Origin of the sequence: Rhodospira trueperi (assembly GCF_900101965.1) — a bacterium.
GTDB lineage: Bacteria > Pseudomonadota > Alphaproteobacteria > Rhodospirillales > Rhodospirillaceae > Rhodospira > Rhodospira trueperi.
Genome location: NZ_FNAP01000001.1, coordinates 558,709 through 581,596, shown reverse-complemented (window position 1 = coordinate 581,596; position 22,888 = coordinate 558,709). Strand labels below are relative to the sequence as shown.

22 protein-coding genes are annotated in these 22,888 nt (G+C 67.8%); 12 read left to right on the top strand and 10 right to left on the bottom strand.

Features of this window, described 5'->3' with window-relative positions; translation table 11 throughout:
- Positions 1-63: 63 nt before the first annotated feature.
- From BLS85_RS02670 to BLS85_RS02660, 3 genes are all read left to right on the top strand, one after another.
- Positions 64-2,826, top strand: coding sequence for an AsmA family protein (locus tag BLS85_RS02670; RefSeq protein ID WP_176793289.1), 2,763 nt, complete (start codon positions 64-66; stop codon positions 2,824-2,826).
- A gap of 58 nt (positions 2,827-2,884) precedes the next feature.
- Positions 2,885-3,628 carry an ATP12 family chaperone protein gene (locus tag BLS85_RS02665; protein ID WP_092781634.1) on the top strand — a complete coding sequence of 248 codons (744 nt, stop codon included), beginning with the start codon at positions 2,885-2,887 and terminating at the stop codon, positions 3,626-3,628.
- Between the two features lie 147 nt (positions 3,629-3,775).
- Complete coding sequence (locus tag BLS85_RS02660; protein ID WP_176793287.1) at positions 3,776-4,414, top strand: DUF805 domain-containing protein; 639 nt, start codon at positions 3,776-3,778, stop codon at positions 4,412-4,414.
- 24 nt (positions 4,415-4,438) lie between these two features.
- Here the strand turns inward: BLS85_RS02660 and BLS85_RS02655 are convergent, their stop codons facing one another.
- The 5 genes from BLS85_RS02655 to BLS85_RS02635 all read right to left on the bottom strand — a co-directional run bounded on the left by BLS85_RS02655 (position 4,439) and on the right by BLS85_RS02635 (position 10,131).
- Entirely contained in the window at positions 4,439-5,140 is a 702-nt protein-coding gene (locus BLS85_RS02655) for an ABC transporter ATP-binding protein (RefSeq protein ID WP_092781628.1), read from the bottom strand.
- Positions 5,133-6,380 carry a lipoprotein-releasing ABC transporter permease subunit gene (locus BLS85_RS02650; RefSeq protein WP_092781625.1) on the bottom strand — a complete coding sequence of 416 codons (1,248 nt, stop codon included), beginning with the start codon at positions 6,378-6,380 and terminating at the stop codon, positions 5,133-5,135. The genes BLS85_RS02655 and BLS85_RS02650 overlap by 8 nt, the downstream gene beginning before the upstream one ends.
- A gap of 204 nt (positions 6,381-6,584) precedes the next feature.
- Positions 6,585-7,889: a proline--tRNA ligase gene (proS, locus tag BLS85_RS02645; protein ID WP_092781622.1), complete on the bottom strand. Its 1,305-nt coding sequence runs from the start codon at positions 7,887-7,889 to the stop codon at positions 6,585-6,587.
- A 41-nt stretch (positions 7,890-7,930) separates the two neighbouring features.
- Positions 7,931-8,476, bottom strand: coding sequence for a hypothetical protein (locus BLS85_RS02640; RefSeq protein WP_092781619.1), 546 nt, complete (start codon positions 8,474-8,476; stop codon positions 7,931-7,933).
- Between the two features lie 392 nt (positions 8,477-8,868).
- Positions 8,869-10,131: a GAF domain-containing sensor histidine kinase gene (locus BLS85_RS02635; RefSeq protein WP_092781616.1), complete on the bottom strand. Its 1,263-nt coding sequence runs from the start codon at positions 10,129-10,131 to the stop codon at positions 8,869-8,871.
- Between the two features lie 216 nt (positions 10,132-10,347).
- On the opposite strand from BLS85_RS02635, the gene BLS85_RS02630 reads away from it, so the two are divergent.
- The 3 genes from BLS85_RS02630 to BLS85_RS02620 are packed head-to-tail and all read left to right on the top strand — an operon-like array spanning position 10,348 to position 11,967.
- A complete protein-coding gene (locus BLS85_RS02630) occupies positions 10,348-10,974 on the top strand; it encodes a transglutaminase-like cysteine peptidase (RefSeq protein WP_176793285.1) in 627 nt (208 codons plus the stop codon).
- A 39-nt stretch (positions 10,975-11,013) separates the two neighbouring features.
- Positions 11,014-11,718: a DJ-1/PfpI family protein gene (locus BLS85_RS02625; RefSeq protein WP_092781610.1), complete on the top strand. Its 705-nt coding sequence runs from the start codon at positions 11,014-11,016 to the stop codon at positions 11,716-11,718.
- 36 nt (positions 11,719-11,754) lie between these two features.
- A complete protein-coding gene (locus tag BLS85_RS02620) occupies positions 11,755-11,967 on the top strand; it encodes a heavy-metal-associated domain-containing protein (protein ID WP_092782151.1) in 213 nt (70 codons plus the stop codon).
- An 8-nt stretch (positions 11,968-11,975) separates the two neighbouring features.
- Here the strand turns inward: BLS85_RS02620 and BLS85_RS02615 are convergent, their stop codons facing one another.
- Complete coding sequence (locus BLS85_RS02615) at positions 11,976-12,407, bottom strand: universal stress protein (protein ID WP_092781607.1); 432 nt, start codon at positions 12,405-12,407, stop codon at positions 11,976-11,978.
- Positions 12,408-12,578: 171 nt separating this feature from the next.
- On the opposite strand from BLS85_RS02615, the gene BLS85_RS02610 reads away from it, so the two are divergent.
- The gene (locus BLS85_RS02610) at positions 12,579-13,181 is read left to right on the top strand and encodes an NnrU family protein (RefSeq protein ID WP_092781605.1); all 603 of its coding nucleotides are present in this window, start codon (positions 12,579-12,581) and stop codon (positions 13,179-13,181) included.
- Between the two features lie 12 nt (positions 13,182-13,193).
- Here BLS85_RS02610 and BLS85_RS02605 read toward each other — a convergent pair whose 3' ends face one another.
- Positions 13,194-13,475 carry a PepSY domain-containing protein gene (locus BLS85_RS02605; protein WP_092781602.1) on the bottom strand — a complete coding sequence of 94 codons (282 nt, stop codon included), beginning with the start codon at positions 13,473-13,475 and terminating at the stop codon, positions 13,194-13,196.
- Between the two features lie 93 nt (positions 13,476-13,568).
- Between BLS85_RS02605 and BLS85_RS02600 the strand changes: the two genes are divergently transcribed.
- Positions 13,569-16,316: an ATP-dependent DNA helicase gene (locus tag BLS85_RS02600; protein WP_092781599.1), complete on the top strand. Its 2,748-nt coding sequence runs from the start codon at positions 13,569-13,571 to the stop codon at positions 16,314-16,316.
- Positions 16,317-16,777: 461 nt separating this feature from the next.
- On the opposite strand, the gene elbB is transcribed toward BLS85_RS02600, so the two are convergent.
- Both elbB and BLS85_RS02590 read right to left on the bottom strand, forming a co-directional pair.
- Positions 16,778-17,443, bottom strand: coding sequence for an isoprenoid biosynthesis glyoxalase ElbB (gene elbB, locus BLS85_RS02595; protein ID WP_092781596.1), 666 nt, complete (start codon positions 17,441-17,443; stop codon positions 16,778-16,780).
- Between the two features lie 112 nt (positions 17,444-17,555).
- Positions 17,556-18,581, bottom strand: a complete 1,026-nt coding sequence (locus BLS85_RS02590) for an MraY family glycosyltransferase (protein WP_092781594.1) — start codon at positions 18,579-18,581, stop codon at positions 17,556-17,558.
- A 133-nt stretch (positions 18,582-18,714) separates the two neighbouring features.
- Between BLS85_RS02590 and BLS85_RS02585 the strand changes: the two genes are divergently transcribed.
- The 4 genes from BLS85_RS02585 (at position 18,715) to irrA (ending at position 22,182) form a co-directional block, all read left to right on the top strand.
- A complete protein-coding gene (locus tag BLS85_RS02585) occupies positions 18,715-19,314 on the top strand; it encodes a 2-hydroxychromene-2-carboxylate isomerase (RefSeq protein ID WP_092781591.1) in 600 nt (199 codons plus the stop codon).
- A gap of 83 nt (positions 19,315-19,397) precedes the next feature.
- Positions 19,398-20,162, top strand: coding sequence for a glycerophosphodiester phosphodiesterase (gene ugpQ, locus BLS85_RS02580; protein WP_092781589.1), 765 nt, complete (start codon positions 19,398-19,400; stop codon positions 20,160-20,162).
- Positions 20,163-20,290: 128 nt separating this feature from the next.
- Entirely contained in the window at positions 20,291-21,688 is a 1,398-nt protein-coding gene (locus tag BLS85_RS02575; protein WP_092781586.1) for an NAD(P)H-dependent flavin oxidoreductase, read from the top strand.
- Positions 21,689-21,777: 89 nt separating this feature from the next.
- Entirely contained in the window at positions 21,778-22,182 is a 405-nt protein-coding gene (gene irrA / locus BLS85_RS02570; RefSeq protein WP_092781583.1) for an iron response transcriptional regulator IrrA, read from the top strand.
- A 24-nt stretch (positions 22,183-22,206) separates the two neighbouring features.
- Here the strand turns inward: irrA and BLS85_RS02565 are convergent, their stop codons facing one another.
- Positions 22,207-22,674, bottom strand: a complete 468-nt coding sequence (locus BLS85_RS02565) for a DsrE family protein (RefSeq protein ID WP_092781580.1) — start codon at positions 22,672-22,674, stop codon at positions 22,207-22,209.
- Positions 22,675-22,888: the final 214 nt, after the last annotated feature.

Genomic DNA, 22,888 nt, shown 5'->3' with positions numbered 1-22,888 from the left:
TGCCGATGCCGTCCATTCGGCTCCAGGACCCTGTTCCGGGGTCGGCAGATGAGGGTCCATGCCATGAAACTCTCCACCATCCTGTCCGTGATCGTGGGCCTTGTGCTCCTCGTGGTGGCCGGTCTCGGCGTCTTTCTGATGACGCTGGACGTCAACCAATACCGGCCCCGGATCGCCGCGTTGATTGCGGAGAATACCGGGCGCGACGTGGCGCTGGACGGCGAGATGGATCTGTCCATCGGGCTGACCCCGGCTCTGGTCGTCGAGGATGTGACCATCGGCAACGCCGACTGGGCGTCCGATCCGGATATGGTGTCGGTCGGCCGCCTGGAAGCGCAGGTCGAGCTGATTCCGCTGTTGTCGGGGCGGATCAACGTGGTCCGGCTGGTGCTGGTGGATCCCATCGTGTCGCTGGAGACCAATGCCGAGGGCATGGGCAACTGGCAGTTGGGCGACGCCAGCGCGGCGGCGGAACCGGCGCCTGAACCGACCGGAGGCGGGGACGGCGAGGGCGAGGACGGTGGCTCGGCCGCGCAATTCGACGTTCAGGAAGTGCGGTTGGAAAACGGCGCGCTGACCTACCGCGACGGTGTGACGGGGCAGACGATTCGCGTCGCCCTGGAGCGCGCGGCGGTGATGGGCTCGGGCCTGGATCAGCCGCTTGAGGTGGATATCGCCGGCGCGTACAACGACGCTGGCTTCGCTCTGGCCGGCACGCTTGGCCCGCTGTCTGCTCTGACCGCGCCGGGCGGATCGCCCTGGCCGTTGGACGTGACGGCGACGGCGGGCGGGGCCACGGTGACCGTGGCCGGTGAGATCGCGGAGCCGGCGGCGGCCAAGGGTATCGACTTGACCGTGACCGCCAAGGGCGAGCAGATCGGCACTCTGGCGGATCTGGCCAAGGCGCTCGGGCAGGACATGGCGGTGCCGGCCCTGGGCGCCTATGACGTGGCCGTGCGGATTCACGGCGATGCCGACGCCTTGGCGCTGGACGGTCTGGACGCTTCGCTCGGGTCACTGCCCCTTTTGAAGACGACGGCGCAAGGGTCGGTCGCCAGCCTGACGCCGGTCGTGGAGGGCATCAATCTTGCCGTGACGGCGCAGGGCGCCGAGGTCGGTGATCTGGCCCGCATCGCCGAACAGGCCGGGCAGACGGTCGCGATCCCGGCTTTGGGACCATTCTCCGTGGCCGCCACGATCAGCGGCTCGCCCGAGGCCATGGCGATCTCTGGCTTGGACGCCGGCGTCGGCGAGGACGGCGGGTTCCGGGCCACGGCCAAGGGCGCCATTGCCAACGTGCTGGCCCAGTCAGGCCTGACTCTGGACGTTGCGGTTAACGCGCCGGATCCGTCAGCGCTGTCTCGGTTCGGTGTCGACCTGCCGGTCCCGTTGTCGGCCAGGGCGTCGGTCCGCGACATCAGCGGCGGCTATCAGGCCGAGGGGATCGAGGTGTCCCTGGGTCGCAGCCAGGTGTCCGGCGCCATCGAGGCGGTGTTGAGCGGGCCGCGCCCCGCGATCTCGGGTCAGTTGCATGCGCCGCTCCTGGATCTGGATGAGCTGTCTGGCGGTGGCACGGCCGGTGCCTCTGGCGGTGGTGGCGGGTCCGGCGGGTCGGGCGGCTCGTCCGCGCCGGCGCAGGGGAACGCCGGCGGTTCGATGATCCCGGATACGCCGCTGCCTCTTGATGCGCTGAAAGCGGCTGACACAGCGCTTGCCATCACCGCCGATCAGGTGGTTCTGCCCAACGGCGTCGAGATGAGCGGCGTGACCCTGGGCGTGACCCTGAACGATGGGGCGCTGACGGTGGATCCGCTTCAGGCCGGCGTTGCCGGCGGGCAGGTCGGCGGCGCCGTGTCGCTGACACCAGTTGGAAACGGCGCGGCGTCGGTGGCGGTGGATCTCAACGCTGACAATGTCTCGCTCGGCGATCTGAACCGGACCTTCGCCGGCTCCGACGCGCTTCAGGGCGGGCCGACCCGACTCCGCGTGTCGCTGCGCGGCCAGGGCGCCACGCCGCACCAAATCGCCGGATCGTTGGACGGATCGGTTCTGGTCCATACGGTGGACGCCGTCATGAACAACGGCGCGGTCAACTGGGCTGGCGGTGACGTGTTCACGCAGTTGGGAGACGTCATCAATCCGTTCAGCGACAGCGAGCCGACGACCCCGATCCAGTGCCTTGTGTTCTCCATGACCGCCCAGGGGGGCGTGCTGTCCAACGATCACGGGATTGCGATGGAGACGGACAAGATGGTGGTCGGTGGCGGCGGCGCCTTTGACCTGGGGGCGGAGCGCCTGAACCTGAAGATCGCGCCGCGCCCGCGTCCCGGCATCGGCCTGGAAACAGGCTTCGGCAAGCTTGTGGAACTTTTCGCCGTGGTCGGTCCGTTTGCCAGCCCGTCGCTCGAATTGGACGCGGAAAAGGCGGTCGCCACGGGCCTGCGCACGGCGGCCAGCGCCGCCGGGGCCGTGGCCACGGGCGGGCTGTCCCTGTTGGGCGAGAATCTGGCCGGCAATCTGTTGGGCGCCGGCGACGACGGCGAGATGGAGCCGTGTCTGGTCGCCCTGGGTCAGAAGGAGCCGGGCCAGATCGGCGCCGACTCGACCGAGAGCGAATCGGGTGGGGGCGTCACCGATGCCGTCGGAGGCCTAGCCGAGGACGCAGAGTCCACGATCAACGAGGCGATCGGCGACCTGCTGGGCGGCGGTGGCGGTTCGGGCGGATCGGGGGCCGACGGGACCGGCGAACAGCCGGCGTCGGACGGCAACTCCGATCCCCTGGGCGATGCCGTCCGGGAAGGTCTGGGCGGCCTGTTCGGAGACTGATCAACCCGCACCGGCGGATGGGAAGGCCCATCCGCCGTTTCCTGCGCGATGAGAGGCCATGTCCAGACCCCAGGTTTCCAATCCGCTCGCCCCCGGCTCCTCGCCCCGCCGTTTCTATGACGCCGCCACTGTTGCTCGGCTGGAGGACGGAGGCCATGGTGTTTTTCTGGATGGCCGGCCGGTGCGCTCACCGTCGCGGGGGGTTTTGATCCTGCCCTCCGCCGCCCTGGCCGAGGCCGTGGCCGAGGAGTGGGCGGCCCAGGGCGATCACGTCGATCCTCATTCCATGCCCCTGACCCAGTTGGCCAACACGGCGCTGGAGCGCGTGGCGGCGGGCCGCGCCGCGCTTCTGGACGAGATCATGACCTACGTGGATGCGGACATGCTGTGCTACCGCGCCGATGATCCGCCGGACCTGGCCCTGCGGCAGGCGGAGGCGTGGCAACCGTGGCTGGATTGGGCGGAGCAGGCCCTGGCCGCGCCCATGGCCGTGACCGTTGGCGTCATGCCGCTGCGCCAGCCGGAGGCGACGGCGCGGGCGTTGCGCGTGGCGTTGGAGGCGCTGGACGACTGGGCGTTCACCGGGGTGCAGTGCGCGGCCGGTGCCGCCGGTTCGCTGGTGCTGGGGCTGGCTTTGGGGCACGGGCGACTGGACGGAGAGACGTGCTTCGCCCTGTCGCGCCTGGACGAGATCTACCAGATGGAACGCTGGGGCGAAGATCGCGAGGCCCTGAAGGCCCGCGAGGTGCTGCGCCGCGATATCCTCGCCGCAGAGCGGTTGGTGCGGTTGTCGCGGGCGTGAGGGTGACGACGACAGGGGCAAGATCGGCGGGCTCTCGGCGCAAGCATACAATTTCGAGGCGAAATCCGCCTTTCCATCTGACCGTGTTGCGCCTATCATTTCAACCCCTTGCCGGGTTTGCGCTGGCCGGAATCGATGGGGGGCGGGATGATCAGCCTGATCACGTTCGACGGACGGCGAAATCGCGCGTCTTTCTTCAAGATGATGGTGCTACAAACGATTGTTTTCTTTCTGATCTTGTTCCTGGCTCCCAAATTTGTGTTTCCAGTGGTGGATGAATTCGTCGGTGATGACAAAGATCTTAGGCAGGGCTTCAGTGGGTTAATTTTGTTACTGTTCTTGATCCCGCACTACTTTTCTGTTGCGGCAGTGACGGTTCAGCGGCTTCATGATATCGGTGATTCGGCGGTGTTCCTTGTTCTGGCGCTGGTTCCCATTGCGAATATGACATTCGCGATGCGTTTGTTGATCGTGCCGTCGCAAAAGGGACCCAACTGTTTCGGTCCTTTTCCGGAAACCGGATACGCGTCTTACGACGAAGAGGCGATGCGGCGCGGCACCGGGCCGGCACGGGGCGGGCGGGCTGCCGAGGTCACGTGGCGTGAGGGCCTGGACGAGGCTTTGACCACGGCGGAGGACACCATAAGCCCCGAACCGCGACCGAGCGGATATCCGCCACCGGACAGGCCAACGCCGTCCCGGCCTTCCTCGCCGGCGGCGCGACAGGCTGGGCCTCGTCCTCCGGGACTCCCGGCCAAGCGTACGTTCGGGCGCAAGATATCCTGAGATCCGGCGCAGCCGGGGCCGGCGTCACCTCTCCAGGGCTTCCACCTTCCCCTCCCTGAGGCGCACCACCCGGTCCATGCGGCGGGCGAGGTCGGGGTTGTGGGTGGCGATCAGGGCGGCGAGGCCCTCCTCGCGCACCAGCCGCATGAATTCGGCGAACACGCCGTCGGCGGTGTTGGGGTCCAGGTTGCCGGTGGGCTCGTCGGCCAGCAGCACCCGGGGGCCGTTGGCCAGCGCGCGGGCGATGGCCACGCGCTGTTGCTCGCCGCCCGACAACTGGCCTGGCCGGTGATGGCCGCGCTTCGCCAGTCCCATGCGGTCCAGCAGCGCCCGCGCCCGGTCGCGTGCCGCGCGTCGACCGGTGCCGGCCACCATCTGCGGCACGATCACGTTTTCCTCGGCGGAGAACTCCGGCAGCAGGTGGTGATACTGGTAGACGAACCCCAGAAACCGCCGCCGCATCAGCGTGCGCCCCTTGTCGCCCAGACCGGAGGCCGGCTCGCCCGCCAGCAGGACCTCGCCGGAGTCCGGGCGTTCCAGCAGGCCTGCGATCTGCAACAGCGTGGACTTGCCGGAGCCGGACGGCCCCACCAGGGCGACGATCTCGCCGGCCGCGATCTCCAGATCGGCGCCGTCGAGGACCGTCAGGGGCGGGGCGTCGGCCTGCTTGAAGGCCCGGCGGATGTGTTGGAGGGCGAGGGCCGTCGTGGGGGCGGTGTTACTCATAGCGCAACGCCTCCACCGGATCGGTCCGCGCCGCCCGCCACGACGGGTACAGCGTCGCCGCCAGGCTGAGCCCCAGCGACATCAGGGCGACGGACACAACCTCCGTTGGGTCCATCTCCGCCGGCATGGTGGCGAGGAAATAGATCTCGGGCGAGAACAGCTCCGTTCCCGTCAGGGCTTGCAGGAACTGGCGGATGCTTTCGATGTTGTCGCAGAACAGCACCCCCAGCAGCACCCCCGCCGTGGTGCCGACGATGCCGACGCTGGCCCCCGCCAGGAAGAACACCCGCATGATGCTGCCCTTGGTCGCGCCCATGGTGCGCAGAATGGCGATGTCGCGGCCCTTGTCCTTCACCAGCATGATCAGCCCGGAGATGATGTTGAACGCGGCGACCAGGATGATGAGCGTCAGGATCAGGAACATGACGTTGCGTTCCACCTGAAGCGCGTTGAAGAACGTGGCGTTGGTGTGCCGCCAGTCGCGCAGGCGGATGCCCTGGTTCAGGGGGGTAATGGCCAGGGTCTCCGTGACCTCGCGCACCGAATCCGGGTCCGTCACGGTGACGTCGAGATAGCTGACGGCGTCGGGCATCTGGAAGTAGATTTGGGCTGCCTCCAGCGGCAGGAAGATGAAGCCGACATCGAACTCGAACATGCCGACTTCGTAGATGGCGGCGATGCGGTAGCTCTTGATGCGCGGCACCGAGCCGAAGGCGGTCACCTTGCCCTTGGGCGAAATCAGCGTCAGGTCGTCGCCCAGGGTCACGCCGAGGCGTTCGCTCATGCGCGCGCCGATCATGATGGCGTCGCGGCCGTTGACGTCCGACAGCGACCCGGCGATGACGCTGCCGGCCAGCATGGGCCGCTCGGTCAGGCGGTCCGCCGTCACGCCGCGCACCATGGCGCCCCGGCTTTCTCCGCCGGCGGTGACCATGACCTGCCCCTCGATCGTGGGAATCACCGAGACCACCCCGTCCACGGCGCGGATCTGATCGGCCAGCGGGTCATAATCGGTCAGGGTGTCGGTGGCGCCATAGACCGACAGGTGGCCGTTGAAGCCGAGGATGCGGCCCATCAGGTCTTGGCGGAAGCCGTTCATCACCGCCATGACAATGATAAGGGTGGCCACGCCCAGGGCGATGCCGGCCAGCGAGAACCCGGCGATGACCGAGACGAAGCCCTCCTTGCGGCGGGCGCGCAGGTAACGCAGGGCCATCATGCGTTCAAAGGCGGAGAACATGGGCGGGTACACTCGCGTGTTAGGGTGCAACAGTCTCCAACCCGCCCTGTTTCGTCATTGCGAGGCGCGAGGCGCCGAAGCAATTCAGGGCGAGGAACACGGCCGTCTACCCTGGATTGCTTCGCCCTCCTCTGCGACGAGGGCTCGCAATGACGGCGATGGCGGCGCGTCAGCCTGGATGGTCCGGGGCAACCATGGCCAAAATCAGCCCGCCAGTCTGGCCAGCGCGCTTTCGGCGGAGATTTCCTCGCGCGCGCCGGTGGCGCGGTTCTTCAACTCGACGACGCCCTTGCCCAGGCCCTTTGGCCCAACGATCACCTGCCAGGGCAGGCCGATCAGGTCCATGTCGGCGAACTTGGCGCCGGCGCGTTCGTCGCGGTCGTCGTAGAGCACCCGGTCGGGACCAAGGCTCTCGTACAGGGCCGCGCAGGCGGCCTCCGTCGCCGCGTCGCCGACCTTCAGGTTGATCAGGCCGACATGGAACGGCGCCACGGACTCCGGCCAGATGATGCCGTGGTCGTCGTGGCTGGCCTCGATGATGGCGCCCACGAGCCGGGAGACGCCGACGCCGTAGCTGCCCATGGCCACGGTTACGGGCTCGCCATCGGGCCCGGTGACAGTGGCGCCCATCGGCGCCGAGTACTTGGTGCCGAAGTGGAAGATGTGCCCGACCTCGATGCCGCGCGCGGTGACCAGATCGTCACCCAGGGTGGCCGCCTTGGTGACGTCGTGCATCTCGTCGGCGGCGGCGTACAGGCCGGTCCATTCGTCGACGAGGGGCTGAAGGTCGCCGTCGTAATCCACGCCCTCGGGGATCGCCTTCTCCAGCAGGGCGCGGTGGCAATGCACCTCGCTCTCGCCGGTGTCGGCCAGCACGATGAACTCGTGGCTCAGGTCGCCGCCGATGGGGCCGGTCTCGGCGCGCAGCGGAATGGCCTTCAGGCCCATGCGGGCGAAGGTGCGCAGGTAGGCGACGAACATCTGATTGTAGGAATGGCGGGCCGTCGCCGTGTCCAGATCGAAGGAATAGGCGTCCTTCATCAGGAACTCGCGCCCACGCATGACACCGAAGCGCGGCCGCACCTCGTCGCGGAACTTCCACTGGATGTGGTAGAGGACCTTGGGCAGGTCCTTGTAGCTTCGGATGCTGGTCCGGAAGACGTCGGTGATGACCTCCTCCGCCGTCGGCCCGTACAGCATGTCGCGCGCGTGCCGGTCGGTGACGCGCAGCATCTCCTTGCCGTAGTCGTCGTAGCGGCCGCTTTCTCGCCACAACTCGGCCGACTGGATGGTCGGCATCAGCATTTCCTGGGCGCCGGCGCGGTTTTGCTCCTCGCGCACGATCTGCTCGATCCGCTTGAGGACCGCGAATCCCAGCGGCAGCCAGGTGTAGATGCCGGCGGCGTGCTGGCGGACCATGGCGGCGCGCAGCATCAGGCGGTGGGAGACGATCTGCGCCTCGGCGGGGGTTTCCTTGAGCGTGGGCAGGAAGTAGCGCGACAGCCGCATGAGAGCCCTCAATGCATGGGGGATTCAGGATGGCGCGGACTTTAGGGCACGGGCTTGGGGTCTGGCAACGGCGGTCCGTCGTACCCCGGCGGATAGACCACCGCGCCAGGCGCCACCCGTCCCGAGAGGCCGAGCCGGCAGGCGCGCGCCAGAGCGTCCTGCTCGCTGGTGGTGATGGGCCGGCCGTTGACGGCGAACGTACCCCGGTTGATGTCGTAGCTCACGGTTCCCAACACCATCCCGGGGCTTTCGATGCCCCTGGGGGCGTGGCCGGTGTGTTCGAACGGGTCCAGGACGACGTGGAAGGTGACCGTGTCCGGCACCAGGGCCTCGAACGCTGAATAGTCGTGCAGGTCGGCCGGGGCCACGGGGTTGCCGCGCACGTCCACGCCGGGCCGATAGGTGACGTCCGGGTCGGGAACGTGACGCACCAGCCGGCGGCAGGTGCGGGCATCAATGGACGCCGTCGCCGTGGCGGTCTCGCCCGCCGCCTGGATCGGTGGCGAGGCGAGGAGGACCAGGGCTGCACATGTCAGGGCGACGAGTCGCCGATCCGGGGCGGGGCAGCGCTCAGGGCGTGACGACATGGACTGCGAGCCTCCGCGTCTTGACAGGGACAATCGCGCTAGTGTGCCAGAGACATCCTCACAAGACGTGAACGGCGCCGTGGGATGAAGGCGTCGACGCATAGATGATAGGCAACCGGTTGCGAAGTTCGTTTTCCTGCCCAGTAAATGGGCAAGATTTGGATAAAATACGGCGTGACTCTCCAGGCCGAGTTCAGTACAGTGCTGAGCGAATAAAAAAGGGGCGCCCGGGGTTTCGGGGCGTGGAGCCCAGGTTTAGGGAGCGATGGGTCAAGCGGTCGGAAACGATCCGCCTGATCTGCGGAGACGTGGGTACAGAAGGCGCACAGCGGGATCGTCCGCTGGGTGGCACTTCGAAAATAGGGGCTGGCCGCGCGGGCTTGCCCCTTTTCTCATTTGAGACCGCTTCCGTTCGGGGCGCGCGACAAGGTCACGGTGAACGTGCTGCCCTCATTCACGCGGCTGAACACGCTGATGTGACCGCCCATCATCATGACCAGACGCTTGGTGATGCGCAGGCCGAGACCGGTGCCCTCGATGCCGTCGATATTGGCCTCTACCCGGTGATAGGCGCGGAACAGCTTGGGCATGTCCTCTTCGGGAATGCCCTTGCCGGTGTCGACACAGGTGATCTCGACGGTGTCGTCGTTCGCCTCGACCACCAGACGAACGGAGCCGCCGGCCCGGTTATACTTAATGGCGTTGGAGGCGAGGTTGATGAGGACCTGTCGCAGGCGTACCGGATCGCCCCAGACGCACACACGGTCATCGGGCGTTTCGACGGTGAATGTCAGGCCGTTCTTGGCCGCGAGAGGAGTCAGCAGACGCTGGGTGGCGGTCAGGGCGCGGCCCACTGATACGGGGGTCATCTGGGGGCCGTCCGAAGGGTCGCGCGGAGCCTGCGACTCCAGCGTCTCCCGGGCCAGCAGGCCGAGATAGTCGGCTGACTCGAGCAGGGTGTTCAGGTAGTCGCGCTGTCGTAGGGACAGGTTCTTCTCCGCGCCTGTGGCCCTTAGCAGTTCGCCGAATCCGGCGACGGCATTCACCGGTGTGCGGAGTTCGTGCGCCATGGCCGCCAGGTACTCGTCCTTCATGCTCGCCATGCGAAGGGTTTGCTGGTGTTCGGCTTCTGCCTCCAGGGCCGTCAGGCGGCTGCGCAGAAGGTCCGTGGCCGTTTCCGCCAGATCCGTGAGGATTGCGCGCTGTCCCGGCGTCAGGCGGGGGCGCTGGGCCGTGTCGATGGCACACAGGGTCCCCAGGCGATACCCGTTTTCGTCACTCAGCGGCTTGCCGACATAGAAACGGATGTGGGGTGGGCCGATGACCAGGGGATTGCGGGCAAATCGGGCGTCCCGATGCGTGTCTGGGACCTCCAGGATATCGTCGTTGAGGATGGCATGGGCACAGAAGGCGACATCCCGGGACGTTTCGGAAGCGTCGAGTCCGCACCGTGCCGCAAAGAACTGTCGGTTGACGTCCACCAGGGTGATCAGGGCGATGGGAAGGTTCAGGACCTGGGCCGTGATTCGAGCCAGACGGTCAAAAGCGGCCTCCGGCTCGGTGTCGAGCAGGCCCTGACGCTGCACGGCGCGTAGACGGTCCGCCTCATCGGGGGGAAGCTGGGCGGGGCTGTAGTCCAACGTGTCGGTAGTCATGATGAGAGCACGATCCCTGCGTGTCCGATCCTTGAGGAGTCTGCGGTTGTGTGACGATCCGAATCCGCTTTGGCCCCGTCACCATACCATGTACGTTGAAGATGTGTGATCGGGTCAGTGGGATGCAATGCCTGAAAGGTAGGGTGTCGAGCGATGGCAGCCAAACGCGGATTTCAAAGGCCGGGCCAAAGGGTCCGTGGCTTGATCTCCACGGCCATGATGGCCGGGATCATAGCCTTTGGCACGATATTTGGGGCTGATGAGGCCGCCGCAGGGTTGTTCGGCAGTCAGGAGGTCGAACGGCCTGGGGCATTCGCGACCTTCGGAAAATGGCACGGTGTCGTTGATCGCGTCGGCACCGAACAACAGGTCATGCCACCGCCATGCCGGGGCCGCGACTATGATGCCTGCCCCTATCCAGAATTGGAAACCTTCATCGAGACCGCACGCGGTCAGGATCGGCTGTCGCAACTGAAATCGGTGGCGCGGTACTTCGACCGGCAGAGGTATATCGAGGATCAACCGAACTGGGGTGTGCCGGACTACTGGGCCACGCCGGGGCAGTTTCTGAGCCGCAATGGCGATTGTGAGGACTTCGCGATCTCGAAGTATGAGGCGCTCATGATGTTGGGGTGGCCCGCGAGTGACTTGCGGATCGTTTATGTGCAGGACCTGAACCTTCAGGTGGGCCATATGATTCTTGCGGCCACCCTGCACGGCACCACCTACATACTTGATAATCAGGCCCGCAATCAGCTGATCCGTCACGAACGGATCCGGCACTACCGTCCCGTCTATTCGCTGTCCCAGGATCGGTGGTGGCGGCATGTGCCCGCGCAGTGACGGACGGCGCGAACGGGCGGTCGGGCCCGGGGGTGTGACATGGCCCTGACCGTGGGGCTGTTGGTCTTTCCCGATGTGATGCAGTTGGACATGACCGGGCCACACGAGGTGTTCGCGCATGGCCCCGACTGTCGTGTGCTGACCGTCGGAAAGAGCCTTGAGCCCGTTCGCGCCAGCGGCGGTTTGCGCCTGCTGCCCGATGTATCCCACGTGGATTGTCCGCCGCTGGATGTCATCTGCGTGCCCGGCGGGGCGGGCACCACGCCCCTTTTGGAGGACGCCGAAACCCTTGAGTTTGTCCGGCGGCAGGCGGCGGGCTGCCGGTTCGTCACCTCCGTCTGCACAGGCTCCCTGGTGCTGGGCGCGGCCGGACTGTTGGTGGGGCGGCGGGCGGCCTGTCACTGGATGTCGCGCGATCTGCTCGCGGCGTTTGGCGCCATCCCCGATTCGGCCCGGGTGGTCCGGGACGGGAATGTGATGACCGGCGGTGGGGTGACCGCCGGGATCGACATGGCTCTGACGCTGATGGGCGAACTGTATGGGTCGACGGTGTCCCGGCGGATTGAACTGGCCATGGAATATGCGCCGGCCCCGCCGTTCAACGCCGGCCGGCCCGAGACCGCCGGCCCCGAGGACGAGGCGGCGACACGGGCGGCGGCGGCCGAGCGCCAGACCGCGCGCGCTCAGGCGGTGGACCGGGCCGCGCGGGCCTTGAACCATGCGGAGGGGGATTCCCATCCTTAAGGTTCCGGCTATCCTGCTCGCATGAAGGGGCACACCATGACCGACTCCCGCTATCACGTCGCCGGCATGACCTGCGGCGGCTGCGCGCGCTCCGTTGAACTGGCCATCCGCGAAGCGGCGCCGTCCGTCACGGCGGTGACCGTCGATCTTGAGGCGGGGACCGTCACTGTTTCAGGCGCCGCTGAGGCCGCCGTGATCGAACAGGCGGTGGACGACGCCGGCTTCACCTTCGGCGGGCGCGCGGCCTGAGGCCGGGATCACTCGTGACGGACCACCAGGACGGAGCAGCGGGCGTGCCGCACCACGCGCGCCGCGTTGGGGCCGAGAAGGTAGTCCCGCAGCTCCGGCCGGTGGGCGCCGATGACGATCAGATCGATCTCGCGCTGGGCGGCCATCGACAGCACCGCCTCGTACACGTTGCCCTCGCCGACAAGGTGATTGACCGACATGCCCTCCGGCAAGCCGGCTTCGGCCTTTTCGCGCAGGCGGTCCAGCACCATGGTGGCCATTTTCTTCTCGTACCCGGCCGGGAAGAACTGGCCGACGATGCTCATGCCGAAGTCGGGCACCACGGTCATGACATCCAGGCGGGCGTTCCACTGGCGGGCCAGCTCGATGGCCGTTGGGTAGGTCTTCTCCCAGTCGAAGGGGGCGTCCAGATCGACCGAGACGAGAATGTGTCTGAACATGGGGGGCGGCTCCGCCAGAGGGCAACGATCCCGTGAGCTTACCGGAGGCGGTGAGGGTTGCAACAGCCGCGCTGCTCCGGCCCTGTTCGGCATTGAGCGGCGGCGGCGGTTCGCCCTACACTCCGGCCCGCCTGACCATCCTCGCACACCGCTCATCACGGGACACGCACCATGACGATCCTGGCCGTTGGTATCCTTGTGTTCTTTCTGACCCACGTCGTGCCGACCAATCCGGTCCTGCGCGAGCGCCTCGTCGGCCGCTTCGGCGAGAAGGCGTACAAGACCGGCTTCTCGGTGAGCTCGCTGATCGGCCTTGCCCTGATCATCTACGGCTTTTCCGTTGCCCCGCGCATGCCCGGGTACGCCATGCCGGAGTGGGGCGTGTACGTGCCGATGGTGGCCGTGCCGGTGGCGTTCATTCTCGTTCTCGCCGCCTACATCCCCTGCAACATCGCGCGTTGGACGTGGCATCCGATGACCCTCGGCGTGTTGCTGTGGGCCGTCGCGCATCTGATGGCCAGCCCCTACGCCGCCTCCGGCCTGCTGTTCGGCAGTTTCGCGCTGTACTCCGGGTTCAACCTGCTGGGTCAGTTCGCCCGGGTGCAGGACGATCCTCTGCCCAAGCAGCCCGTCGGCAAGGACATCGTCGTCATCTTCCTGGGCCTGTCGCTGTCCATCATCATGACCGTCTCGCACATCTTCCTGTTCGGGCGCAGCGCGCTGCCCTGGCTGTTCGAGGGCCACGGTACTGGCCTGCCGGCGCTGCCGGGGTGATGAGAGGCGGAGTCACCGGACTCCCCAGCCGCCTTCCGAGATCACAGTGCCGGTGGCGTCGTCAATCATGACGGCGTAACCGCTCCCTTTCGTCGCGGTGCTGACGGACCACACCACACGACCGTTCTCCCGCCGTGGCTCCGCCATCATGCCGCTGAACCCTCGGAACGCCGCGAGATCGGGATCGCGCGCCTTGGCCCAGGCGATCTCGACCGCCTGATCGGCGGAAAGGCGGGTCTTCGGCCAGGGTAAATCCCGGAACACGAACCGCGTCACCGCATCCCATACCCCCATTGTCTGTCCTTTCGATCGCATCGACGCGAACCATCACGGCGCCCGTTCCTGCCGCGTGACCCCGGCCCGTGGCCTCCTTTATACTCGCCGACGATGACCACCGACCAGACCTTGCCGCCGTCCTCGTCCGTCTCGGTACCGCCCGTGCCCGCCCTTGTGGCGAGTCCGCGCCGCGCCGTGCTGGTGCATCCGGACGGCGAGGTGGAGGAGGGCGAGCCGGCCGTCCTCGGCCGTCGCGCGGCCGACCTGCGGCCGCTGGTCTGCCATGCCCCGGGGACGGCGGCGCGGCTGGGGCGGGAGTCGTTGCGCGCGCACGATGTGCTGGAGTTGTTCGCCTTTGCACGCCCGGCGCGCTTCGTGTTGCCCACGGCGGCGGGACTGGCGGAGGCGCTCGGCCTGGAGCGGCCGGAAGACCTCGTCTCGCAAGCGCTGGTGTTGCCCCGCGTCGCTGCCGCTCTGTTGCACGAAGTGACCGCCCTGCCGGGGCGGGAACGATCTGACGCCCGATCTCTGGCCTTCGCGATGGCCCGGGGCGGCTGGATGTGGGGCGGCCCGGTGCTCGCCGCGCTGGGCGCCCAGGGGGACGCACCGCACGCCGCGAGCATGGTCCGCGCCTTCCGCGTCTGGGAACGCCTAACGGAGATCAGCGAGCACGCCCCCGACGTCCCCGCCGGCAATCATCCGGTGGAGGGCGGCGAGGCCCGCGCCCGGTTGGCCGACCTGCTCGGCCCCGCCGCCGAGGATCGCCCGCAACAAGCCGACTACGCCAGCGCCGCCACCGCCGCCTTTGCCCCCCGGGAAAAGCGGGCCGCGCCGCACATGGTGCTCGCCGAGGCCGGCACGGGCGTCGGCAAGACGCTGGGCTACATCGCGCCGGCCAGCGTATGGGCCGACCGGAACGAGGGCACGGTGTGGATTTCCACCTTCACCCGCAACCTGCAACGCCAGCTCGACGGCGAACTCGGCCGCCTCTACCCGGACCCGGCGGAAAAGAACCGCCGTGTCGTCATTCGCAAGGGACGGGAGAACTACCTGTGCCTGCTGAACCTGGAGGAGGCGGTCTCCCGCCTGCCCACCCAGCCGGCGGCTGCCATTCCGCTCGGCCTGATGGCACGCTGGGCGCTGGCGACGCGGGACGGCGACCTGATCGGCGGCGATTTTCCCGGCTGGCTGGTGGACATCCTGGGGCGCGGCTGGAGCGTTGGCCTTGCCGACCGGCGTGGTGAGTGCATCTTCTCGGCCTGCCCGCACTTCAACCGCTGCATGATCGAGAAGGCCGTGCGCCGCGCGCGCCGAGCGCGGTTGGTGGTCGCCAATCATGCCCTTGTGCTGGTGCAGGCGGCGCTGGGTGGGCTGGAGGACGGGGTGCTGCCGACCCGCTACGTGTTCGACGAGGGCCACCACCTGTTCGACGCCGCCGACAGCGCCTTTTCCGCTCACCTGAGCGGCGCCGAGACCGCCGAATTGCGCCGCTGGCTGCTGGGGGCGGAGGATGGTTCACGCACCCGCGCGCGCGGCCTGAAGGCCCGCGCCGAGGAGCTGATCGGCGAGAGCAACCGCGCCGCCGAGGCTCTGGTCGAGGTCCTCCAGGGCGCCCGCGTGCTGCCCGGTCCTGGCTGGCATGCGCGGCTGGGCGAGGGCGGGGGAAAGGGGCCCACCGAACGGTTCCTATCGCTAGTGCGCGAGCAGGTGCTGGCCCGGGCGCGCGGGCAGGACGGCCCCTATTCCCTGGAAACGGAGGTGACCCCGCCGGTGCCCGAGTTGGCCGAGGCGGCGGCGGCCCTGGATGTGGCCCTGCACGGGCTGGACCTCCCGGTCTCCAACCTGATGAAGGCGCTAGAAGCGCGACTCGATGACGAGGCGTCGACCCTCGACCCCACCACCCGCCAGCGCATCGAGGGCCTGGTGCGCAGCCTCGACCGCCGAGTGTTGCGGCCGGTGCGGGCATGGCGGGCCATGTGCCGCACGGTCGGGTCCGAGACTCCGCCGGAGTTCGTGGACTGGCTGGGGATTGAGCGCGCCTACGGCCGCGACATGGACGTCGGCCTGCATCGCCACTGGATCGATCCGACGGTGCCGTTCGCGGAGGCGGTGGCCAGCCGGGCGCATGGTCTGCTGGTGACGTCGGCGACTCTGCGCGACGGCTCCGGTGACGCGGAGGCCGACTGGCGGGCGGCGGAACGTCGTACCGGCGCAGCGCATCTGCCGCACGGCATCCGGGCCGCCGTGCCGTCGCCGTTCGACTATCCTGCCCAGACTCGCGTGCTGGTGGTGACCGACGTGCGCAAGGATACACTGCATCGCGTCGCGGCGGCCTATCGGGAGCTTTTCATCGCGGCGGGCGGCGGCGCGCTGGGCCTGTTCACGGCCATCGGGCGGTTACGCGCCGTGCATCGGCACATCGCCGCCGACATGGACGCCGCCGACCTGCCCCTGTACGCCCAGCACGTGGACGGCATCGACCCGGCCACCTTGGTGGACATGTTCCGGGCGGAGGAGAACGCCTGCCTGCTTGGCACCGATGCCATGCGCGACGGCGTGGACGTGCCGGGGCGCTCGTTGCGGCTGATCGTGTTCGACCGCGTGCCCTGGCCGCGTCCCGACATCCTGCACAAGGCGCGCCGCGCGCATTTCGGCGGGCGCGCCTACGACGACATGATGACACGCCTGCGCCTGAAGCAGGCCTTCGGCCGGCTGGTGCGCCGCGCCGACGACCGGGGCGCGTTCGTGCTGCTCGACCCCATGATGCCGTCGCGGTTGGGCGGCGCCTTTCCGGACGGCGTGTCCATCGAGCGGGTCGGATTGGCCGAGGCGGTGGAGACGGTGCGTGGAATGATGTGACGACCGGCGGTCCTACCAGCGATGCCACTGCCCGCGGCGATCATAATAGCCCCAGGCGGGCCGATGAGGTTGGCCCCAGGCGGGCCTATGAGGTTGGCCCCAGGCGGGCGGATAGGCATGCCCCCGAGTCGGCCGATGGACCCGATACCGGGGCGGCGGTGGCTTCGGCACCACCACCGTCGGAGGCGGCGCGTATCGCGGCCGCACGGGTTGATGCGCCGGGGGATGGTACGTCTGGCAGCCGGTGAAGAGCACGAGACTGACCGCCGCCACGGCAATCGACGCCCCGACGGAGCGCATGGAACGGATACGGGCGGGCATGGCCGGGTCCTCCGATGGTGATGACCGTCCGATCGGGATACCCCACCTCTGTGGCGGAAGCCGGGTGGCCCCTGTGGCAAAGTCGGGGCAGTTGCGCGCCCGAACCGGACGGTTCCATCTTCCTCGGCCGATGTTGGCCCCTACCCCTGCCGGATGAACTCCATCAGCGACTCGACCGCGTTGTCGGTGCCTTCGGCGATCTGGCTCACCGTGGCGTCGAGCATGTAGCAGGGCGAGGTGACGATCTTGAGCGCGGGGTCCACCACCACTTCGCCGTGGGTGGTGGCCTGGTGGTTGGCTCTCATCTTGGTGAGCGCCTCGGCGGTGCCGGCGTCGGAGCCGATGGTCAGGGTGACGCCGCCGAACACGCGGGCGATCACCGCCGGCGCGATGCACAGCGCGCCGATGGGCAGGCCGGCGCCGTGGGCGGCTTTCAGGGCGGTCTCGACGGCGGGCAGCACGGTGCAATCCGGGCCATCAACGGCGAAGGTACACAGGTTCTTGGCGGCGCCGAATCCCCCGGGCAGGATCAGGGCGTCGAAGTCCGCCGGGTTGAATTCGGCGATGTCCTTGATGGCGCCGCGCGGGATGCGGGCCGCCTCGGTCAGGACATTGCGGGTCTCGCCGGTGGGCTGGCCGGTGCGGTGGTCGATGACGTGCATCTGCGGCACGTCGGGCGCGAAGCACTGGTAGCTGGCGCCGCGCCGGTCGATGGCCAGCAGGGTGAGTACGCTTTCGGTCACCTCGGCGCCGTCGAAGACGCCGCAGCCGGACAGTAGAACGGCGAATCGGGGACTGTCGGTCATGGGTCGGTCCTCTCACTGGTGATTTCGGCGGGCGGGCCGTGGCGGTGCTGCCCGCTGGCTCGACCCTACCTTGGGAACCTTGGCCGGCGACGGCAAGAGAAGATCCGCGGACTCATCTCTTAGGCGCCAACCATCGCGCCCGGTGTTGGAAGACCCACAGCAGGCCGCCCGTCAGCACCGCCGCCAGGATGAGGGGCGCCCAGGGCGACGCGACGGCGGCCCACAGCGCCAGTCCGGCCAGCGCGGCGTTCAGCAGGGCGATCGCCCCGCTCACGCGGGCGTGCGAGACGCCGGCCTGGACAGCTCTCTGGTATGCGTGCTCCCGGTGCGCCTGCATGAAGGGACGGCGCCGGATGATGCGGTTGGCCAGCGTCAGGGTGGCATCCGCGAGATAATAGGCCGGCGCGATCAGGGCTGCCGCCAGATGGCCCAGGCTGGCGAGCATGACCAGAAGCCCGCCCAACAGGAATCCGAGCGGCACACTGCCCACATCGCCCAGGAAGATGCGCGCGGGGTGCCAGTTCCAGACCAGGAACCCGGCCATCGCTCCGGCCAGGATCCACGGCGCTCCCACGGGTATCGGCACGTTGGCCACGCCGTGCAGCAGAGCCAGGGCGGCTCCCAGGGCCACCGTCTGAACGCCGGATATGCCGTCGATGCCGTCCATGAAGTTGAATAGGTTGACGAACCAGACCCAGCACACCGCCGCCGCCAGCAGATCGAGCGATGGCGGCAGCCAGCCCTGGAACACAGGGCCGGGCAGTGGCAGAACCAGCAGGGTCAGGAGGCAGGCGGCGAAGTGCGCCACCAGGCGCACACGGGCGGACAGATTTCGCAGGTCGTCCAGCCACGACAGAGCGGCCAGGCCCAGGGCCCCGACGATCAGCACCCAGGGCGTCCCGCCACCGTTTTCCAACGGAAGGGAGACCGCGTCCCAGGCAAGCAGCGGCAGAGCCACGGCCATCACCGCCAGCCCAGCGCCCCGGGGCGTCGGGACGGCATGGCTGGAGCGCGCGTTGGGGTGGTCCAGCACGGCGCGGGCGCGCAGCCACGCCTCCACCAGCCGCACCGCGCCGATGGACAGCACGGCGGCGATCAGAGCCAGGATAAACGGGGACGGCGCGACGGTCAGCATCATGGCGCTGGGATATAGCCGGGCCCGTCCCGATCGGCAACGACCCCGCAACAGGATGTTCTGTCACGGGGCGCGCATGTGCGTTAGAGTCAATTCAATCTGATTGTTGGGGCCCCTCGTCGGGCACGGAGGTCGTATGTCTAGGACGGTCACCTATTACTTTTCCCTCAATTCACCGTGGAGCTACCTCGGCGGGGACAGATTGGCCGCCATCGCCCGACGCCGAGGTGCCACGGTGGATGTCCGACCCGTGGACGTCATGCGGCTGTTCAGGGAAAGCGGCAGCCAGCCGCTTAGCCAGCGGCCGAAGGCGCGGCAGGACTACCGGCTGTGGGAGATCAAGCGGTGGGGGCGGCGGCTCGACATTCCGGTGCTTCCGTACCCTGATGCCTTTCCGTGTGACGAGCGTCTCGCGGCGGCTTGCGTGCTTGTGGTGAAGGCCGGCGGCGGTGACGCGTTGCGGCTGGCGACGGCCCTGGGCGGAGCGCTGTGGGTGGACAACCGGGATCTCTCCGCCCACGAGGTCGTGGCCGATGTCCTGACGGCGGACGGGTTCGAGGCGGGCGCGGCGCTGGCGGAGGCCGAGGGGCGCGCTGATCACTGGGAGACCGAGCGTCAGGCCAACACCGACGCCGCACTGGCCGCCGGCGCCTTCGGCGTGCCGACCTATGTTGTTGGTGAAGAGCCGTTCTGGGGGCAGGACCGCCTGGATTTCGTAGAGGAGGCGTTGGCCTGACCTGGGGGAACCGGAGCGGGCTTGACCCATGAGGACCGGGCGTGGTCCTTGGGGGCCCTTTGTTCTAAGGGGAGCCGCTCGCCATGACCGTCACGACGCTGCCGCCGGGGTTCTCGGCTCCGGCGCGGGTGATTGCCCATCGGGGCGCCTCCGGCTCGGCGCCTGAAAACACGCTATCCGCGTTCCGGCTTGCCCACGAGCTGGGCGCTCGCTGGGTCGAGTTCGATGTGCGCCTGACCACCGATGGCCGCCCGGTGGTGTTCCACGACGACCATCTGGATCGGACCACGGACGGCGGCGGCCCGCTGGCCGAAACGCCCCTGTCGGCGTTGGGTGATCTGGACGCGGGCCAATGGTTCGATCCTGCGTTCGCCGGAGAACTGGTGCCGACGCTGGAGGAGGTGCTTGATCTGCTCTCGGACATGGGCATGGGCGCCAACATCGAACTGAAACCGCACCCGGGCCACGAGCGGGAGACGGCGGAGATCAGTCTGTCGGTGGCCCGCGAGCTGTGGCCTCCGGAGGCGCCGCCGCTCCTGATTTCCAGTTTCAGCGATTCGGCGCTCGCGGTGGCGCGCGACGTGGCTCCGCAGTGGCCGCGCGGCCTGGTGGTGGGCGCGCTGGCCGATGACTGGAGGGACCGTGCCGCGCAGGTTGCGGCGTGGTCGATCCACTGTGATGCCGAGCTTCTGAACGCGCGCGGCGTGGCGGAGGTGCTGGACGCGGGCTATCGGGTCATGGTTTATACGGTCAACGATCCGGGGCGCGCCGTGAACCTGTGGGATTGGGGCGTGGACTCCATCATCACGGATCGCCCGGAGGCCTTGCTGTCCCTGGCTGGCTCCTGAGGTCGGGTCGGCCTGCCCCGGAGCGTCAAGGGGCGATGCCAGCCCCAGGGCAACGTATCCAGGTCGGTGGGCGCCCTCGGTGGGTGACTGTCCGTCGGTTCGCATCCGAGAAGGCGAAAGGAATCAATGTGAAGCCTCTCAATCCGTTCCTGATTTCCGGGCAGGAGGTGCTGCCGCTTGTGGAAGGCGGCAAGGGTGTAGCGGTCTCCAACGGTCTCAGTGCCGGGGCCTGGGCGGCAGCCGGTGGCGTCGGGACATTTTCGGGGGTCAACGCCGACAGCTACGACGAGAACGGCAATGTTATCCGCCAGATTTATCGCGGCAAGACCCGCGTGGAGCGGCACGAGGAACTCGTGGCTTACGGCATTCGCGGGGGCATCGCCCAGGCGCGCATCGCTCATGACACCGCCGGCGGACACGGCCGCGTGCACATGAACGTGATGTGGGAGATGGGCGGCGCGGAACGCGTGCTGCAGGGTGTGCTGGACGGCGCCCGGGGCCTGATCCACGGCATCACCTGCGGCGCCGGCATGCCCTATCGCTTGGCCGAGATCGCCGCGCGGTTCCGGGTCCACTACTACCCGATCGTCTCCTCGGCGCGGGCCTTCAGCGCCCTGTGGAAACGCTCCTACCGCAAGTACGCCGACTGGCTGGGCGGCGTGGTGTACGAGGACCCCTGGCTCGCCGGCGGACACAACGGGTTGTCCAACACCGAGGACCCCCGCGCGCCCCAAGACCCCTATCCGCGTGTTGCCGCGTTGCGCAAGAGTATGCGCGAAGCCGGCTCGCCCGAGGTTCCGATCGTCATGGCTGGCGGGGTCTGGTACCTGCGCGAGTGGTCTGACTGGATCGACAATCCCGAGCTTGGTCCCATTGCCTTTCAGTTCGGCACGCGGCCGCTGCTGACCCAGGAAAGTCCGATCCCGGATGCCTGGAAGCAACGCCTGCTGCGGCTGGCCAAGGGCGACGTCCTGTTGCACCGGTTCAGTCCGACCGGATTCTATTCGTCGGCCGTGCGCAATGTTTTCCTGCGGGAACTGGAGGAACGCAGCGAGCGGCAGGTGCCGTATGCACGCGAACCCGACGAAACGCACAACGCGGCCCTGGCCGTGGGGCAGCGCGGCCGGCAGGTCTTCGTTCCAGAGAGCGCGCTGGAGAAGGTGCGGTCCTGGATGGCGGCGGGCCATACGGAGGCCCTGCGCACGCCCGACGACACACTGATCTATGTGACGCCCGAGAAGGCGCGGAAGATTCTGAACGATCAGGTTGAGTGCATGGGGTGTCTGTCGGCGTGCGCGTTCTCGAATTGGTCGCAGTCCGAAAGCGGTTCCACCGGCCGCCGGGCCGATCCGCGCTCCTTTTGCATACAGAAAACCTTGCAGTCCATCGCCCATGATGGTGATATCGAGAATAATTTAATGTTTGCCGGTCACAATGCCTCCAGGTTCGCGACCGATCCCTTTTTCGCCAATGGGCGGATTCCGACGGTGCGGGAATTGGTGGAGCGGATCACGACCGGCGATTGAGATCATCATCAGGGCTGGCGCTGCCATGATGGGCCGCCCGGATCCGGGGTCGCGAACGAACCGGATGAGGTAAGGAGTGGACCGAGGCCATGAGACAGATTCCCGCCGCGATGGATCGACTGCGCGAAGCTGGTCTGCGCCCCACCCGGCAGCGTCTGGCGCTGGCCCGCCTGCTGTTCGACAATGGCGACCGGCACGTCACGGCTGAGATGCTGCATTCGGAGGTCATGGCCGCCGGGGTGCGGGTCTCGCTGGCCACTGTCTACAACACCCTGCACCAGTTCACGAATGTCGGGCTGCTGCGGGAAATCGTGGTGGAGGCCGGGCGGTCGTACTTCGACACCAACACCAGCACCCACCATCACTTCTTCCATGAGGCCAATGGCCACCTGAGCGACATTCCCGGCACCCAGATCGAGGTTGCGCGGGTGCCGGACGCGCCCGAGGGAACCCGGATCAAGAGCGTGGACGTCATCGTGCGTCTGGAGGGGTAGGGCGGACGGCGCGGTCTCCGCCCGTCACGGAGCCAGGGCGATCCAGCCCTTGAGTTGGCGCTCCACGATCTCGGCAAGGCCGGCCTGCACCCAGTCGACACCGGGGACCAGATCCTCCGGCGAATGACCCGTGGTTTCCATGGTGTTGCCGCAACCGATGTATTCGATGTCGTATTTGAGCTGGCTGGCGATGCGCTCCGCCAACGGGCTGTCCTTGTACAGCATCTCCATGCCGCGTCCGTAGGCGACGATCGCCAACTGTACATTGTCAATGCCGTAGAACTTCTGAAGGTTGATGGCGTTCCACAGCACGCTGTTGGCCGCGCTTTCGTCGTTTGTCGTCAGTTGCAGGACGATTCGGCGCGGATTGTCGAACCCGGGCGGCGGATCGGCCAGTTCGGTTTCGCCCGCCCCGGCCGGCGTGACGGCGAACGCGCACAGCGGGACCAGCAAGGCCAGAAGACGGGGCACGGAGACAAGCAGGCGGGGCATGATCGGGTGTCCTCCCTGGTGGCTGTCGCCCGGTGTTGATGTCCCGGGTCCCGTCGAGCCTTAGCATATCACCGCCCGCGTGGGAGCCCCCGTCGCTATGGTCCCATGACGATGACGCCGTCGAAACCAAACATCATTTCCGCCTTGAAACGCATTCGGGTTTGGTTAGGATCATCTAATATTTCGCGTCGGGCGTGGCGCGGGGACAGATAAT

Excerpts from the sequence above, each read along its gene's own strand:
- BLS85_RS02670 (WP_176793289.1), top strand. The coding sequence starts at position 64 with ATGAAACTCTCCACCATCCTGTCCGTGATCGTGGGCCTTGTGCTCCTC.
- BLS85_RS02665 (WP_092781634.1), top strand. The coding sequence starts at position 2,885 with ATGTCCAGACCCCAGGTTTCCAATCCGCTCGCCCCCGGCTCCTCGCCC.
- BLS85_RS02660 (WP_176793287.1), top strand. The coding sequence starts at position 3,776 with ATGATCAGCCTGATCACGTTCGACGGACGGCGAAATCGCGCGTCTTTC.
- BLS85_RS02655 (WP_092781628.1), bottom strand. The coding sequence starts at position 5,140 with ATGAGTAACACCGCCCCCACGACGGCCCTCGCCCTCCAACACATCCGC.
- BLS85_RS02650 (WP_092781625.1), bottom strand. The coding sequence starts at position 6,380 with ATGTTCTCCGCCTTTGAACGCATGATGGCCCTGCGTTACCTGCGCGCC.
- proS (WP_092781622.1), bottom strand. The coding sequence starts at position 7,889 with ATGCGGCTGTCGCGCTACTTCCTGCCCACGCTCAAGGAAACCCCCGCC.
- BLS85_RS02640 (WP_092781619.1), bottom strand. The coding sequence starts at position 8,476 with ATGTCGTCACGCCCTGAGCGCTGCCCCGCCCCGGATCGGCGACTCGTC.
- BLS85_RS02635 (WP_092781616.1), bottom strand. The coding sequence starts at position 10,131 with ATGACTACCGACACGTTGGACTACAGCCCCGCCCAGCTTCCCCCCGAT.
- BLS85_RS02630 (WP_176793285.1), top strand. The coding sequence starts at position 10,348 with ATGATGGCCGGGATCATAGCCTTTGGCACGATATTTGGGGCTGATGAG.
- BLS85_RS02625 (WP_092781610.1), top strand. The coding sequence starts at position 11,014 with ATGGCCCTGACCGTGGGGCTGTTGGTCTTTCCCGATGTGATGCAGTTG.
- BLS85_RS02620 (WP_092782151.1), top strand. The coding sequence starts at position 11,755 with ATGACCGACTCCCGCTATCACGTCGCCGGCATGACCTGCGGCGGCTGC.
- BLS85_RS02615 (WP_092781607.1), bottom strand. The coding sequence starts at position 12,407 with ATGTTCAGACACATTCTCGTCTCGGTCGATCTGGACGCCCCCTTCGAC.
- BLS85_RS02610 (WP_092781605.1), top strand. The coding sequence starts at position 12,579 with ATGACGATCCTGGCCGTTGGTATCCTTGTGTTCTTTCTGACCCACGTC.
- BLS85_RS02605 (WP_092781602.1), bottom strand. The coding sequence starts at position 13,475 with ATGGGGGTATGGGATGCGGTGACGCGGTTCGTGTTCCGGGATTTACCC.
- BLS85_RS02600 (WP_092781599.1), top strand. The coding sequence starts at position 13,569 with ATGACCACCGACCAGACCTTGCCGCCGTCCTCGTCCGTCTCGGTACCG.
- elbB (WP_092781596.1), bottom strand. The coding sequence starts at position 17,443 with ATGACCGACAGTCCCCGATTCGCCGTTCTACTGTCCGGCTGCGGCGTC.
- BLS85_RS02590 (WP_092781594.1), bottom strand. The coding sequence starts at position 18,581 with ATGATGCTGACCGTCGCGCCGTCCCCGTTTATCCTGGCTCTGATCGCC.
- BLS85_RS02585 (WP_092781591.1), top strand. The coding sequence starts at position 18,715 with ATGTCTAGGACGGTCACCTATTACTTTTCCCTCAATTCACCGTGGAGC.
- ugpQ (WP_092781589.1), top strand. The coding sequence starts at position 19,398 with ATGACCGTCACGACGCTGCCGCCGGGGTTCTCGGCTCCGGCGCGGGTG.
- irrA (WP_092781583.1), top strand. The coding sequence starts at position 21,778 with ATGAGACAGATTCCCGCCGCGATGGATCGACTGCGCGAAGCTGGTCTG.
- BLS85_RS02565 (WP_092781580.1), bottom strand. The coding sequence starts at position 22,674 with ATGCCCCGCCTGCTTGTCTCCGTGCCCCGTCTTCTGGCCTTGCTGGTC.